The sequence below is a fragment of the Bifidobacterium aquikefiri genome (genome assembly GCF_002259795.1).
Lineage (GTDB): Bacteria > Actinomycetota > Actinomycetes > Actinomycetales > Bifidobacteriaceae > Bombiscardovia > Bombiscardovia aquikefiri.
In genome coordinates, this window is sequence record NZ_MWXA01000005.1 from 233,957 (window position 1) to 246,545 (window position 12,589).

Below are 12,589 nucleotides of genomic sequence, written 5' to 3' on the forward strand. Positions count from 1 at the left end.
ATATCCTTTACTTCCTTGTAGATATGAAGAGAACCATCGTTATCGAATCACTCCGGTGTGCTTGCATACCGAACCTTAGTAATTTTCATCATGAAAATTACTAAGGTAATTCCGTAGTGTACCACGATAAGATTTGAGCTATTATGGGCGATTTTGTTCGGAATATGATAAATATTTGGTCGCTTCTGACGAACGGTACTATTCTTCGCTGACTCGATACCATGGCTTGCCAATCATGGAACGCCAGACTTACGCGACATGATGCGCCAAGTCGATCCGTGGCCTGCGAAAAAAGCCGATGCCGCCTGTAAAATCTCGTTCGTACCATGCAGCTCGGCATTCTCGCGCCGTAGTCTCTTCAACTCCGCGAACTCGCCAGGATTCGCGCTCTTCTCCCGGTCTGCCCGCTCATTCCACCGACGCAGTGTCTCCGCCGCGATGCCAAGATTCCTCGCTACCGTTTCCACCGCTTTCGTCTCAGACGTGTGATTCTCACGGCAATCAGCCAACAAAGCCGACGCCCGATACCTTCAACTCTAATGAACATCTTCCAGACACAATCCCATCATTCCTTATCAAGGAAAAACAGGAGCAAAACCAGACCACATCAGTAGTTGCTAAAAAGTAGCGTTTCACGTCGAGGAACGGACAACCAACCTTGGCGTGAGCAATATCTTCGCAACCGCATTGCTTGGCCTCGAATCGTGCGAGTGCAACAGATGCCACGTCTCGGAAGCAATTTCAGAGTATGGCTGATGAATTGTGGTCAAAGAAGGCCGAGCTACCTTGGCAAATGCAGTATCGTCAAACCCGCTTATAGCTATTTCTTCGGGAACATTCAAACCTGCAGTCCTAATTGCATTCAATGCACCAAGTGCAATCATGTCGCTCGAACACGCCAATGCCCTCGGTATATCTCCTGAGCTAACAATCTTCTCTATTGCTGCTTGTCCCCATTCCATATTGTGTTCTCCAAGTTGTATCCATGATTGCTTTGTGATGATGCCTTCGGCCTGGCAATGTTTTTTAAATGCGGATAAACGATCTGCCGCAGATGAGTCTGTTGCGTGGGTGCCGATGAAACCGGCTGTTTTGAAGCCTCTAGATCTAAAATGGGAAACTATGAGTTTCATCGCTAAATCATCGTTGATTCCTACCCAATTAGAAATCGGGCTACTGACTCTTTGATCTACCTGAACGACCATGGCTTGCGCCGATGCTTGTGATATTGTTTCGGTACTTTTTTCGATATCGGCGGGTGATATCACTATTCCCGACACTTCATGGTTGAGTAAGGACACAACCTTGTCATGTTCAACGGTTGGATCTCCTTCGGAGGAACACAATACTAAATTGAATCCGTCAACGCTAATGACCTTTTCAAAGTATTTTGCTAATGAAGAAAAGAATGGGTTCTCCAAAGTTGGCATCACCATCCCAACCGTATCTGTTCTGCGTGATCTTAATGCGCTTGCAAAAGGATTTCGTTTATATCCCAGTGCTTTTGCCGCAGAAAGAACACGTTCACGCTTTTCCTGGTTGACGCGGCCTGTTTGTGTAAGGACTCTTGAAACAGTGGCAATTGATACATTCGAGGCCTTTGCGACATCAGAAATCAATACTCTGTGCTCTGCCTTTGCACGCATTCTTCCTCCACACAATCTGTACCTAGGACATTGCGAGTCTATCGCGCCCTACATAATTGAATACGATTACATAATATCTGATGGTTAACATAAATATCCAATTAAAAAGTTGTTTACAATGTTGAAATTTTAATGAAAAAAATCGGAATACTATTTCAAGAATAAGAAAACGTTTACAAAAGGAAAGATATGAAAGCATTAAAAGCTATATCCACATCCGCTTTGGTCACTGCTTTAATTGTTGCGCTAGCAGGGTGTGGCGCAAATCAATCTGCTTCTGAACCTTCAACATCTGATGGATTGGTCACTGTCAAGATGGTGCAGGAATGGCCAACGGGAGATGCCCAGTGGATCCCTTGGGTAGTCGCGAAAGAAAAGGGGTATTACAAGGCAGCAGGCATTAATCTCGATATTCAGGTGCCTCCAAATACTTCAGCTACCATGCAATATTTGGGTACCGGAAGATCAGATATTGCTTTCGCTGGATCCATTGATGTCGTCTCGGCGGTCGCTGAAGATGCTCCCGTGATTAGTATTGCAAAATACGGAAGCATGAATAATGCTGGAATTATTGCACTCAAGGGTAAACCGACAAATCCAAAAGAGCTTAAGGGCAAGACCATTGGTACCTATGGGGATGCTTGGAGTAAAGCACAGTTGGAAATAATGCTCAAAAATGTTGGTTTAACAATAGACGATGTCCATCTTGTCACAGCAACTGATGATGATGTCCCTCTCCTTATGCAGAAAAAGGTTGATGCAATTACAGGCACACAAATGGCTGAGGGAAGCGAGTTGAAATCCTTAGGTGTGACGAATTATGAAATGAGCTATGGGAAAGATTTTGGTGTTCCTAATGCTCCCGTTCTGAATTTAGCAGCGAACAAAACATGGCTGGAAAAGAATAAAACTCTTGCAAAGGCATTTATCAAGGCCACGGTAAAGGGAATCAATTATGCTCGATCACATAAAACTGAAGCTGTATCAATATTCCTGAAAGCATATCCTAAAGCCGAAACAGAGCAGTTCGCCACTCAACAGTGGGAGGATACTTCCGCACTCTTCGGAGCCGAAAATGTGACGGTGAAAAGTTCAGATTTAGCTCAGAAGAAATCTGTATGGAAAAGCCTTGTTTCTGCTGCAGCCAAATACAAAATCGTAGATCAAACACAACAGGCTTCTACATATTTCACCAATGAATTGACAGAGGAATAAAATGAAAATTCTTTTAGCCGGTGAATCTTGGACTACGGTTTCAACTCATATCAAAGGTTTCGATACCTTTACTACATCAGTCTATGAGGAAGGTTGCACAGAATTTCTCAATGCCATACATCGCGAAGGCATTGAGTATGACTTCATTCCCAATCATTTAGCTGCAACGAAGTTCCCCAATACTCTCGAAGAGATGAATAAATATGATGTGATTGTACTGAGTGATATCGGAGCGAATACACTGCTGCTACCCCCCAGTGTTTTTAACAGTCAACAGAAACATCCCAATCGATTGAATGCCATCGCCGAATGGGTAAAACAGGGTGGAAGCTTTTTAATGGTTGGTGGCTATCTTAGCTTCCAGGGCATCGAAGCCAAGGCTCAATACCATCGCACAGCCATTGAGAATATTCTCCCTGTCGAACTTCTTGAAGGCGATGACAGAGTGGAAGCCCCACAAGGGATGATTCCTCACGTTGAGGACCCATCATTTTTTTCGAAGATCGACGCGCAGTGGCCAAGCATTCTTGGTTATCAGGTACTTGTTGCAAAGAAAAATACGAAAACGATCCTCACGATTGGCGAGCAAAAGCATCCTTTATTGGTGGTTGGTGAAATCGGTAAAGGACGCAGCGCAGCGTTTGCAACAGATATGGGACCACATTGGCTTTCAAAAGAATTCATGGATTGGCAAGGCTATTCAAAGCTTTGGCTCGGGATTTTATCATGGCTAGTAAGGAGAAAATAGAATGAGCGATCACGATAAGGTCAATATTGCATTAAGCAATAAACCCCCGCAAGGGCTGGTGACAGCTCAAAGAATGGCAATAGAGTCTGCAGAGAAAATCGTTCATGAAACTATGCCTGGCGAAACCGAGAAAGGTGTGCTTTCCCGCCTGGAAAACTGCGCAAGGGCAAAGGGGGCAGTAGGTTTCTGGACTCCCACAGTAGTGGGTTTTGGCCCAGGCTCATTGAGCTGTTTTCCAACAGACAAACCATCAGACAGACCGCTTTGGAATATCGATATTGGGCATGTTGATGTGCATCCTGTGACGGAAGAGGGATGGTGGGGAGATTGTACTAGAACGATCGTTGTGGGAAATCATCCCAGACACCACGAAATTTTGAGTACATTGTCTCGAATACACCATGAGGTTCTATCGTCTTTGGAGCCAGAGATGCGTGCCTGTGATGCTTTTCAACTCTTTGAAAGGAAGTTGAAAACGACGCCATATCGCCTTTTGGATCGTCTTGAAAATATTGGCCATTCGTTATCGCAAGGGGGATCATATGAGGATGGATATCTCAATAGATGGAATAAATCTGTCTTAAAGGGTGCCTGGGCTTTCGAACCATTCATCGGTACAGATCTATACGGTGCGAAAATTGAAGATGTTATGTGGTTTGGTCCTTCTTCGTGTGTTTGGGTGAAATGACATGACAGAAAAATTACTCATTGACAATGTGTCAAAAACCTTCAATGGCAAGATTTCTCTTGATACGACTTCTTTATCCGTTTCTGATGGTGAACTTATAACAATAGTAGGACCATCAGGATGCGGCAAAAGCACGCTGTTTAACATCATTTCTGGAGTTCTGCAGCCAACGGAGGGCAATGTAATTATCAACGATAAAGACGTAACCAACGTCCCAGGAAACGTTGGCTATATGATGCAGAAAGATCTTTTGCTGCCTTGGAAATCGACTCTTGAAAATATCTTGACGGGTGTATCTTTAACCAGAAAACCAACGAAAGAAGACTTGGAACTAGCCATCAGCATGGCACAAGAGTATGGCTTAGGCGATTATCTAGACAATTTTCCGCATTCGATGAGTGGTGGAATGAGACAACGGGCAGCATTTCTGAGAACACTCATGTTTGATAGAGACGTGCTTCTGCTGGATGAACCTTTCGGTGCCCTTGACAGCCAGACGCGATTGTCAATGCAGGAATGGCTGTTGAAAGTCTGGGCAGAACAGCGCAGGACTGTGCTTTTTGTCACTCATGATGTTGAAGAAGCTGTTTTTCTGGCTGACAGAGTTGTGGTGATGACTCCAAGACCCGGGCGCATAGAAAAGATCATTGATATCGATCTACCAAGACCAAGGACTAGGACCATTTTGACAGATCAAAAGTTCGTCGAATATAAACGAATGATTCTGAATTTGATTTATGGTGGTGGAAAGGAATGAGATTATGAGCAACGAAAAACCTAAAACAATCAGTTCAATTTCTGATTCAAACTCATCAAGTATTTTTTATCCCATTATTTCTATCATTGGTCTGATTTTCTTATGGTGGGCGGTGGTTGAGGCATTTGACATTCCTGAATATGTCTTGCCTGGGCCTTTTGCAACGTTTCATGAAATAATCTTAGACTGGCCTGAACTCTGGCATGGTTTCACAAGTACCGGGCAAGAGTTTGTGTATGGTTTCATTATCGGTTCGCTTGTTGGATTTGTTCTTGCAGTGATTATGGCCAATTCTAAACTCTTGAACAAGATATTGTATCCAATCATGATAGTAAGCCAGGCAATTCCGGTAATAGCCATTGGAGCTGCACTCGTCATTTGGCTTGGATTTGGTCTAGCTCCGAAGCTAGTCATTATCGCTCTTATTGTTTTCTTCCCTGTACTGATTAATGTACTGGACGGATTGCAGTCGGTTGATGTGGACATGCTGAATTTGTCAAAGGCAATGGGCGCTAACCGGTGGAGAATATTCTTGACTGTTCAATTGCCCGCCACATATGTGCCTCTTTTTTCGGCACTGAAAATGTCTGCTACTTTCAGTGTGACTGGGGCGGTTCTTGCTGAACAGACTGCTTCAAGTCAAGCTGGACTTGGCCAGTATATGATGGCCCAGGCCTCAAGGTTAAATACAAAGGGCACTTTTGCGGCAATTATATTATTTGCCATCATGGGTCTTCTCGCATTCTCCCTGGTGTCGGTATGGGAGAGGCTGGCCACCCCTTGGAAGCAGCATTCAAAGGTACCGTTCTATCGACAGGCAAGGATTGCTCACAGAGACATACCGTCATCGCAGGTCAAATGATCTTTATGATTTCGTGATCAGTATACACAAGTGGTGTAACGCCAAAGCATATATTTGTGAGTCTCGGATTTCACTGTGTTACAGGATGTGAAAGGAACATTATGGTAAAGGTTGCATCGATACAGTTTGAGCCCAGATTAGGCAATGTTCAATGGAATGGAGAAACCACGGTTTCCAAAATTCATGAATCAGCCGATTCAGGAGCTAAAATTATCGTGATGCCAGAACTGGCCGCTTGTGGTTATATGTTTAGAGACAAAGAGGAACTCAAAGCATCGTCTGATGATTTGTCTGGTACGCAGAGAGAATCCACTGTTATGGCTTGGAGATCCGTTGCCATGAAGCGACAGGTTCTAGTCATTGGCGGATTCGCACATCGTGTGCATGAGGAAATTTTCAATGCGTCTATTGCAATCTTGCCGGACGGAAAATTTTATATCTATCATAAACTTCATCTCTGGGGTGCTGAGAAAGAAATTTTCTCTCCGGGTGAGAATTTATTGATGCCGTTTGAAACCCCGTATGGGAAATTGGCAATGTTGATCTGTTACGATATTTGGTTTCCTGAAACGGTCCGCGCCCTTGCTCTGAATGGCGCCGAGGTTCTTTGTGTCCCAACCAATTGGGTTCCAATGCGTCATATGACGGCATCCGAACTAGGACTTGCACCAATGCTCATGCAAACGAACAGTCTTGTCAATGGCATCTACTCCATAGCGGCTGATCGGATTGGAACCGAGAGAGGGCAAGATTTCATTGGACAAAGTGTAATTGTGGGAAATGATGGATTGATACTTTCGGGGCCGGCCAGTCCAAACGAGTCTTCGATAATGTATGCCAGCATTAACCCTGAAAACATAGAGAAGGAAAGAAATTGGAGTAAATGGAACAACCCAATTAATGATCGAAGACGAGACATTCTTAAACTCTCAATTGATTGAGTAACTTGATCTTGGTGCGTTTCATAAAGCGACGATTGACGAGAAGGCCTGGCAAGCGCGAGAGAGCTGCTCGCTCTCTACAAATTCATCGGCAGCGTGAACCACTGATGGGTTACCAGGCCCTAAAACGATTATTGGACAATCTTTCGGCGTTGCCGGTTCTAGTATGCTTGCATCGGTGAAATATGGAACGGTGCCGTTGCCAAATAAGCCAAATCTTTCAATCAATGCATGAGCAAGAGGCAGCTTTGGATTTGTCCAAACAGGATTTAACCTCAATATGGTCTGTACCTCACTAATGCCCCTAAACGATGTAAACCAATCTTGCATGGGAGCAATGTTTTCCTTCACTATTCTGTAATCGAAAATAGCCTTGCAACAATCCGGCACAATATTATTCGCAATGCCGGAGTTGATAAGGTCTGGGCTAAGAGTCTCCTTCCCTAGATATTGGTCTATCTGATATGGAGCCGAATCAAGGCTTGCGATGACTTTTGACATTGAACAAATTGCATTACTGCCCAACTGAGGAGAGGAAGCATGTGCAGATTTCCCTTTTGAAGTGATTGAAAACCATGCTGCGCCCCTATGCCCTAGCGCTGCTTTCATATTGGTAGATTCGGCAACAATCACGATTTTAGGTTGCAATTCGGAAAGTGTTTTAAACGCTGAAGGGGCACCCAAGCAGCCAAGCTCTTCATCGCATGTAACTATGAGTGCTGCGCTCCTTGAATGCGAAGCTGCATAAGCAAGTGCAATCATGCCTGCAACTAAGCCAGATTTCATATCGCTTGTTCCACGTCCATAAATCTTCCCATCGATCTCTACTGGTTTGGTGGGTTCTGCAATTGACCAGGCTTCCTGATTCAGAGGAACTGTGTCGATATGGGCTAAAAATAGCACAGGTCGAGCTTGACTGTTGGAAGTGTGAGCATACAAGAATGGGAATTTTGTCTTGCGGTCTACGCGTACGCTGCAGTTTGCTTGGGTAAGCCAGTCCGCAATTACCCGTAATGCTTGCTCCTGCGTTGCTGATCCGCTTATTGTATTTATGCTGATTAATTCTTTAAAGATGCTTTCCCATTGATTTTCAATATCATTATCTGAATTTGTATTCAACATGGAACAATTATCTTTCACCATTATTCCCAGCGTGTGAATCAAATGATGTGAATTGCACAATGGAAGGAAAAGACTCCAAAGCTCAATTGCTTCGGAGTCCTGTCTTTTCTACTGCTGGCTACCGCTTCATATGGCTCCTGCGACTGGGCTTGAACCAGTGACCGTCCGATTAACAGTCGGATGCTCTGCCAACTGAGCTACGCAGGAATGTCGTGTGTGGCATCCGCCGCACACAAGAAATAGATATTACCTTCTTCTTTTACTGAATGCAAATCAGCGAGTCTCGAGAATTTTGCGTGTCGCAGCAACTACCTCACAGGAGGAAGTTCCAGAACCTAGGAACTTGCATGACAATGCGAGTGCATACAGGTGAACGCAGCCGTCACATTGTTACATCACGATTTTGTCCATTGGCATGGCTGAATCAATACCAAAATCTGGATCGGAGGGGCAAACCCCTGCGTCTACGAGATTGACGCCAAGCATGGCTACCATCGCTCCATTATCTGTGCACAAAGCAATCCGAGGAATGCGAACGGCAACACCATGACGTTCGCCTTCTTCTATGAGCCGAGCCCGCAACTGAGAATTTGCAGAAAACCCGCCTCCGACAATCAAGGTATCAGAATCATATTGCTTGCAACCTGCAATGGCTTTCTTGGCCAAGACACCGGCTACTGAATCAGCCAACGATGCACAGACGTCGTCAACGGGAATCTCCTTGCCTAGCGCCTGCTGGCCTTCCACCCAGCGAGCAACTGCGGTTTTTACACCGGAAAAACTGAAATCGTATGGGTGCTCTGCAGCGGACTTGCCCTGTGTCAGCCCTTGAGGAACATGGATCGCATGTGGGTTGCCGAGCTGACCATGCCGATCGATATGAGGCCCACCGGGATAGGGGAAGCCAAGCAGACGTGCTATCTTGTCGAAGCACTCCCCCGCAGCATCGTCAAGCGTCGTACCGACAACATCGACATGCTTCGCCACATCCTGAACATGGAGCAATGAGGTGTGTCCACCTGAGACTATCAGCGCCAATACGTCCTCTGGAAAGTCCCCAAACTGTAACTGAGTCACGGCAATATGACCGATAACATGGTTGATCCCATACAGTGGCTTACTGCAAGCCGCTGCCAATGCCTTTGCGCCGGAAACACCAACAGCAAGGCACCCCGCAAGGCCTGGACCGGCAGAGACCGCTATGGCATCAATATCGTCAAGTGTCAGGTTTGCATCGCTCAAGGCCTTGGATACAACGGGAATGAATGCCTCAGCGTGCGCTCTCGATGCGATCTCTGGAATGACTCCGCCATAGCGTGCATGTTGCTCCATCGAGGAGGCAACCACGTTCGAAACCAAGCTTCTGCCTCGAACGATTGCTGCTGCGGTCTCGTCACAGGTCGATTCGATTCCCAGCACCACTGTGCTGCTCTGCATGTCCGAGACGAGATCACGTGCATCTAGCCTTGCTGTTCCTGACATCACTCATCACCCTTCGTCACTGCTGGTCTTGCCACTGTAGCCTGCCATTCGTTGATATCCAACGCCATCGTATAAGCGTCAATGCCTTCTGGCTGATAATAATGCTTGCGTAATCCTATTCGTTCAAACCCAAAAGCCTGATATATCGCAATAGCGATGTCGTTGTCCACTCGAACCTCAAGCAACATTCTTCGAACTCCCTGCGTGGCTGCCTGCCGGAGCAGGGTTTCGAGAATCGCTGTTCCAATTCCCTGCCGCTGATATGGCTCATCTACACCTATGGTCATCAGTTCGGCATCATCACCGTCATACCAAAAGCCTCCATAACCTCGTATTTTGGCATCGGCAGCGATTTGAGGATTGCTGTATTTCGCACCCTCAACATCAGCAATATCAACGATATAGGTTCGCGCTGGAGCGTTCAACTCCTGACGAATCATCGCGTAGCTCCACGCGCCCTTGCCAAACAGACGCGCCTCGATAGGTACGATCTGGCGGATGTCGGACTCTTGAATTGCACGAATCATCAGGCATTCACCACTCGCTTGAGTGGACTCGGCACCTGCACATCAGGACGTCTGACATACAGCGGATTTGCCGCAATATCGTCACCATGCGCTCTGTGTGCGAGGGCAAGCCCTGCAAACGTCTGCATACCGCTAGACCCTGCTTCAAGCAGCGACCCATCATGCATCGAGTGAATGTGTGCAATGCCCTGCAAGATGGCTGCATAGCGCTCAATGCCATGTCCCATTACATCAAGCTTGATATTGTCTCCTGATTCATGAGCAATATCGGCGATGTAGGTATTCACACGAGCAACGATGTTATCTGGATAATCGATATCTATGGGCATTGATGTATTGATAGATTTCAAAAGTTTCGTTGACTGGTCTGCACTCTCGGTGCTGCTCTGAGCAGGTCCTGAAAGCTCCAATAGAGCCGGGGCAACCTGATAAAGCGCAAAATACAACTGTTTACGACGGGCATCATTTACCGCCAGAACAAGATGCGTTGCTGCATCGACATTGTCAATGTCGTCTGATTCCTGGAGTGGTGAATCATCTGCATCGTTATGTGATGTCAAGCCATCTGGCACGGTAAATCTCTGGTTTGCCATCCAAAACGCTTCAGGCTCCAGAACGTTCTGTCCGATGAGTGATGCACCGGTGGCAAAAGCCAAAGCCTTTGCTGTGACGATTCCAGCACGCAATCCCGTAAATGGCGCAGGTCCAATACCAACGACGATCGTGGCGATGTCGCTCACAGTCAATCCAGCGCGTGATACCGCCTCATTGATGTTAGGTTCGAGATGTTCGACATGCGATCGTGAATCATGTTCTGAAATGGGTTCTTGCCCGACAATTCCAACAGTCGAGCCAAATGATGTATCAATGACCAGAGTTGGAGCTGACGAATCGTGACTTGTGCTGTTGTGATTCACAACATTCTCTTCTCGTGTTGCATTCATGATTCCAACGCCTCCCGCAGCCCATGCATTCTATCAGTCCAAGCAGAACCCACTCCCCGTATCAAGACCTCGCGGGTTCCTTCACTGCATAACTCATCACCGCTCTGAGAAAACCCATCCATCTCCACGCCAGATGGACGATCAATGTGGATTTCCAACCGTTCCGGTGCAAGCTCCTGTGCCATCTGTTCACCCCACTCCATCAGTACAACACTGGATTGACCCGGACTCTCCAATTCCTCATCAAGACCCAAGGATTCAAGTTCGTCGAGCAAACGGTTACGAATGCCGTCACCTGGCTCATACCCTTCGCTTCCCAGACGATATGCATCGACATGAATCAAATGTGCCGGGCTTCGATCTGCGAAACTGCCATTCAACTCCCTTGCAATGGTGAATGTTGGGGAAACGATCGGCTTATCGATGCCAAGTCCCTTGCCAAAGCCTTGAGCCAATGTGGTCTTCCCAGCGCCAAGCGGACCCGAAAGCACGATGACATCCCCGCCCAGAATGAGACGGGCAAGATTGTATCCCAGATTTCTCATATCGGTGTCTGTAGGAACTTCAATCCGTATGACACCCTCCGTATCAAGGGATCCAGCACTCAGCATCTCGTTGTTATTTCTCATGATCTGTATCGCCCCTGATTCCTTGAGTCCCCTACCCCATGTATTTCTCTACCTTTTGCGGATATTGCGCCAATCGCCCGTTCAAGAGCATAGACCGGGTCGCCGCCATTACTCTTGCACTGCTCATCAGCCCATGCAAGACTTTCAATGCATCTGCCCAGCCCCTCTGAAGACCAGCCTGAAAGTTCTCGACCTGCTGCTCTCAACTGCCATGGGCTTGCCTTGGCTTCTGCCTGTGAAATTGTGCCATGCCGGATGGCCGATGCCTTAGCCATGGTGCGCAGTTTCAATCCCAAAGCGCCTATCAGCGCCAAAGGGGCGACACCCTGCTCTATGGCCGCACGAAGCCCAAGCACAGCACCGGTCACATCACCCGCAACTGCCTTATCGGCAACTGCAAAGCCAGTCACCTGTGGGTCAGAGATCAAATAGCTATCAGCCGTCGCACGAGAGATGGGATCCTCATCGAAGTCAAAACAGAGCTGCGAGCACATTGATGCCAGCTCACCCGTTCTCTCGCCAAGCACATTGACCAATTGCTGTGCTGCCGATGGCTCGATATGACGCTGCTGCTGCTCAAACAATGAATAGACGAAGTTGATCTTGGCATCGAACTTCTTGAGATCGGGAACCATCACAACCTCAGCACCCTTGTTCTTCAACGTGCTTATCAGACGCTTGCCCTTGTTGCCGCCTTCATGTTGACATATGACCACACTGGAATCCTGAGGATGTCTGGTGGCCTCAACACAGAATGTTTCAAGTGCCTTTCCCAATGCTTCGCCGGCGCGCTGCAGATTACGAAGAACGACAATCGAAACATCGCTCAGCAACGTGGGACTTACTGCCTCATCAAAACTGTATGAATCGCAGTCCGCTGCATCCAGTTCGATGACCTCTGCATCCGGTCTGGCAACGCATGCTCTATGCTCCGCTTCGCGAACGTTGCGATGGTTGAGGTATTCATCTCCCCCGACGACCAATATCACCGTCGAAGCCTGACTCCTCTTTTTTGCCATGACTCCAAT

At 47.0% G+C, this 12,589-nt stretch carries 14 protein-coding genes and 1 tRNA gene; 6 read left to right on the top strand and 9 right to left on the bottom strand.

Annotation, left to right across the window (positions count from 1 at the left end; all coding sequences use genetic code 11):
- Positions 1-233 precede the first annotated feature (233 nt).
- Together BAQU_RS04885 and BAQU_RS04890 are read right to left on the bottom strand one after the other, a co-directional pair.
- Positions 234-467, bottom strand: a complete 234-nt coding sequence (locus BAQU_RS04885) for a transposase (protein ID WP_158215647.1) — start codon at positions 465-467, stop codon at positions 234-236.
- 165 nt (positions 468-632) lie between these two features.
- The gene (locus BAQU_RS04890; RefSeq protein WP_094693262.1) at positions 633-1,646 is read right to left on the bottom strand and encodes a LacI family DNA-binding transcriptional regulator; all 1,014 of its coding nucleotides are present in this window, start codon (positions 1,644-1,646) and stop codon (positions 633-635) included.
- A gap of 189 nt (positions 1,647-1,835) precedes the next feature.
- Between BAQU_RS04890 and BAQU_RS04895 the strand changes: the two genes are divergently transcribed.
- The 6 genes from BAQU_RS04895 to BAQU_RS04920 all read left to right on the top strand — a co-directional run bounded on the left by BAQU_RS04895 (position 1,836) and on the right by BAQU_RS04920 (position 6,857).
- A complete protein-coding gene (locus BAQU_RS04895) occupies positions 1,836-2,861 on the top strand; it encodes an ABC transporter substrate-binding protein (protein WP_211277115.1) in 1,026 nt (341 codons plus the stop codon).
- Position 2,862: 1 nt separating this feature from the next.
- Positions 2,863-3,609, top strand: a complete 747-nt coding sequence (locus BAQU_RS04900) for a glutamine amidotransferase (RefSeq protein ID WP_094693264.1) — start codon at positions 2,863-2,865, stop codon at positions 3,607-3,609.
- A 1-nt stretch (position 3,610) separates the two neighbouring features.
- Positions 3,611-4,297 (top strand): M24 family metallopeptidase, encoded by a 687-nt coding sequence (locus BAQU_RS04905; protein ID WP_094693266.1) that lies wholly within the window; start codon positions 3,611-3,613, stop codon positions 4,295-4,297.
- 1 nt (position 4,298) lies between these two features.
- The gene (locus tag BAQU_RS04910) at positions 4,299-5,054 is read left to right on the top strand and encodes an ABC transporter ATP-binding protein (protein WP_094693268.1); all 756 of its coding nucleotides are present in this window, start codon (positions 4,299-4,301) and stop codon (positions 5,052-5,054) included.
- 4 nt (positions 5,055-5,058) lie between these two features.
- Positions 5,059-5,916, top strand: coding sequence for an ABC transporter permease (locus tag BAQU_RS04915; protein ID WP_094693270.1), 858 nt, complete (start codon positions 5,059-5,061; stop codon positions 5,914-5,916).
- Between the two features lie 101 nt (positions 5,917-6,017).
- Entirely contained in the window at positions 6,018-6,857 is an 840-nt protein-coding gene (locus BAQU_RS04920; RefSeq protein WP_094693272.1) for a nitrilase-related carbon-nitrogen hydrolase, read from the top strand.
- 21 nt (positions 6,858-6,878) lie between these two features.
- Here the strand turns inward: BAQU_RS04920 and BAQU_RS04925 are convergent, their stop codons facing one another.
- The 7 genes from BAQU_RS04925 to holA all read right to left on the bottom strand — a co-directional run bounded on the left by BAQU_RS04925 (position 6,879) and on the right by holA (position 12,580).
- Positions 6,879-8,000 (bottom strand): M20 family metallopeptidase, encoded by a 1,122-nt coding sequence (locus BAQU_RS04925; RefSeq protein ID WP_094693274.1) that lies wholly within the window; start codon positions 7,998-8,000, stop codon positions 6,879-6,881.
- A 110-nt stretch (positions 8,001-8,110) separates the two neighbouring features.
- Positions 8,111-8,186: transfer RNA gene (locus tag BAQU_RS04930), tRNA-Asn, on the bottom strand.
- Positions 8,187-8,369: 183 nt separating this feature from the next.
- Entirely contained in the window at positions 8,370-9,416 is a 1,047-nt protein-coding gene (gene tsaD / locus BAQU_RS04935; protein ID WP_094693960.1) for a tRNA (adenosine(37)-N6)-threonylcarbamoyltransferase complex transferase subunit TsaD, read from the bottom strand.
- 44 nt (positions 9,417-9,460) lie between these two features.
- Positions 9,461-9,988, bottom strand: coding sequence for a ribosomal protein S18-alanine N-acetyltransferase (rimI, locus tag BAQU_RS04940; RefSeq protein WP_094693276.1), 528 nt, complete (start codon positions 9,986-9,988; stop codon positions 9,461-9,463).
- Positions 9,988-10,932 carry a tRNA (adenosine(37)-N6)-threonylcarbamoyltransferase complex dimerization subunit type 1 TsaB gene (gene tsaB / locus BAQU_RS04945; protein WP_094693278.1) on the bottom strand — a complete coding sequence of 315 codons (945 nt, stop codon included), beginning with the start codon at positions 10,930-10,932 and terminating at the stop codon, positions 9,988-9,990. The genes rimI and tsaB overlap by 1 nt, the downstream gene beginning before the upstream one ends.
- The gene (tsaE, locus tag BAQU_RS04950; protein ID WP_275542232.1) at positions 10,929-11,561 is read right to left on the bottom strand and encodes a tRNA (adenosine(37)-N6)-threonylcarbamoyltransferase complex ATPase subunit type 1 TsaE; all 633 of its coding nucleotides are present in this window, start codon (positions 11,559-11,561) and stop codon (positions 10,929-10,931) included. Before tsaE ends, tsaB begins: the two co-directional genes overlap by 4 nt.
- Positions 11,558-12,580, bottom strand: a complete 1,023-nt coding sequence (gene holA / locus BAQU_RS04955; protein WP_094693280.1) for a DNA polymerase III subunit delta — start codon at positions 12,578-12,580, stop codon at positions 11,558-11,560. The genes tsaE and holA overlap by 4 nt, the downstream gene beginning before the upstream one ends.
- Positions 12,581-12,589 lie beyond the last annotated feature (9 nt).

Excerpts from the sequence above, each read along its gene's own strand:
- tsaB (WP_094693278.1), bottom strand. The coding sequence starts at position 10,932 with ATGAATGCAACACGAGAAGAGAATGTTGTGAATCACAACAGCACAAGT.
- BAQU_RS04910 (WP_094693268.1), top strand. The coding sequence starts at position 4,299 with ATGACAGAAAAATTACTCATTGACAATGTGTCAAAAACCTTCAATGGC.
- BAQU_RS04900 (WP_094693264.1), top strand. The coding sequence starts at position 2,863 with ATGAAAATTCTTTTAGCCGGTGAATCTTGGACTACGGTTTCAACTCAT.
- tsaD (WP_094693960.1), bottom strand. The coding sequence starts at position 9,416 with ATGCAGAGCAGCACAGTGGTGCTGGGAATCGAATCGACCTGTGACGAG.
- BAQU_RS04890 (WP_094693262.1), bottom strand. The coding sequence starts at position 1,646 with ATGCGTGCAAAGGCAGAGCACAGAGTATTGATTTCTGATGTCGCAAAG.
- holA (WP_094693280.1), bottom strand. The coding sequence starts at position 12,580 with ATGGCAAAAAAGAGGAGTCAGGCTTCGACGGTGATATTGGTCGTCGGG.
- BAQU_RS04905 (WP_094693266.1), top strand. The coding sequence starts at position 3,611 with ATGAGCGATCACGATAAGGTCAATATTGCATTAAGCAATAAACCCCCG.
- tsaE (WP_275542232.1), bottom strand. The coding sequence starts at position 11,561 with ATGAGAAATAACAACGAGATGCTGAGTGCTGGATCCCTTGATACGGAG.
- BAQU_RS04920 (WP_094693272.1), top strand. The coding sequence starts at position 6,018 with ATGGTAAAGGTTGCATCGATACAGTTTGAGCCCAGATTAGGCAATGTT.
- rimI (WP_094693276.1), bottom strand. The coding sequence starts at position 9,988 with ATGATTCGTGCAATTCAAGAGTCCGACATCCGCCAGATCGTACCTATC.
- BAQU_RS04925 (WP_094693274.1), bottom strand. The coding sequence starts at position 8,000 with ATGGTGAAAGATAATTGTTCCATGTTGAATACAAATTCAGATAATGAT.
- BAQU_RS04915 (WP_094693270.1), top strand. The coding sequence starts at position 5,059 with ATGAGCAACGAAAAACCTAAAACAATCAGTTCAATTTCTGATTCAAAC.
- BAQU_RS04895 (WP_211277115.1), top strand. The coding sequence starts at position 1,836 with ATGAAAGCATTAAAAGCTATATCCACATCCGCTTTGGTCACTGCTTTA.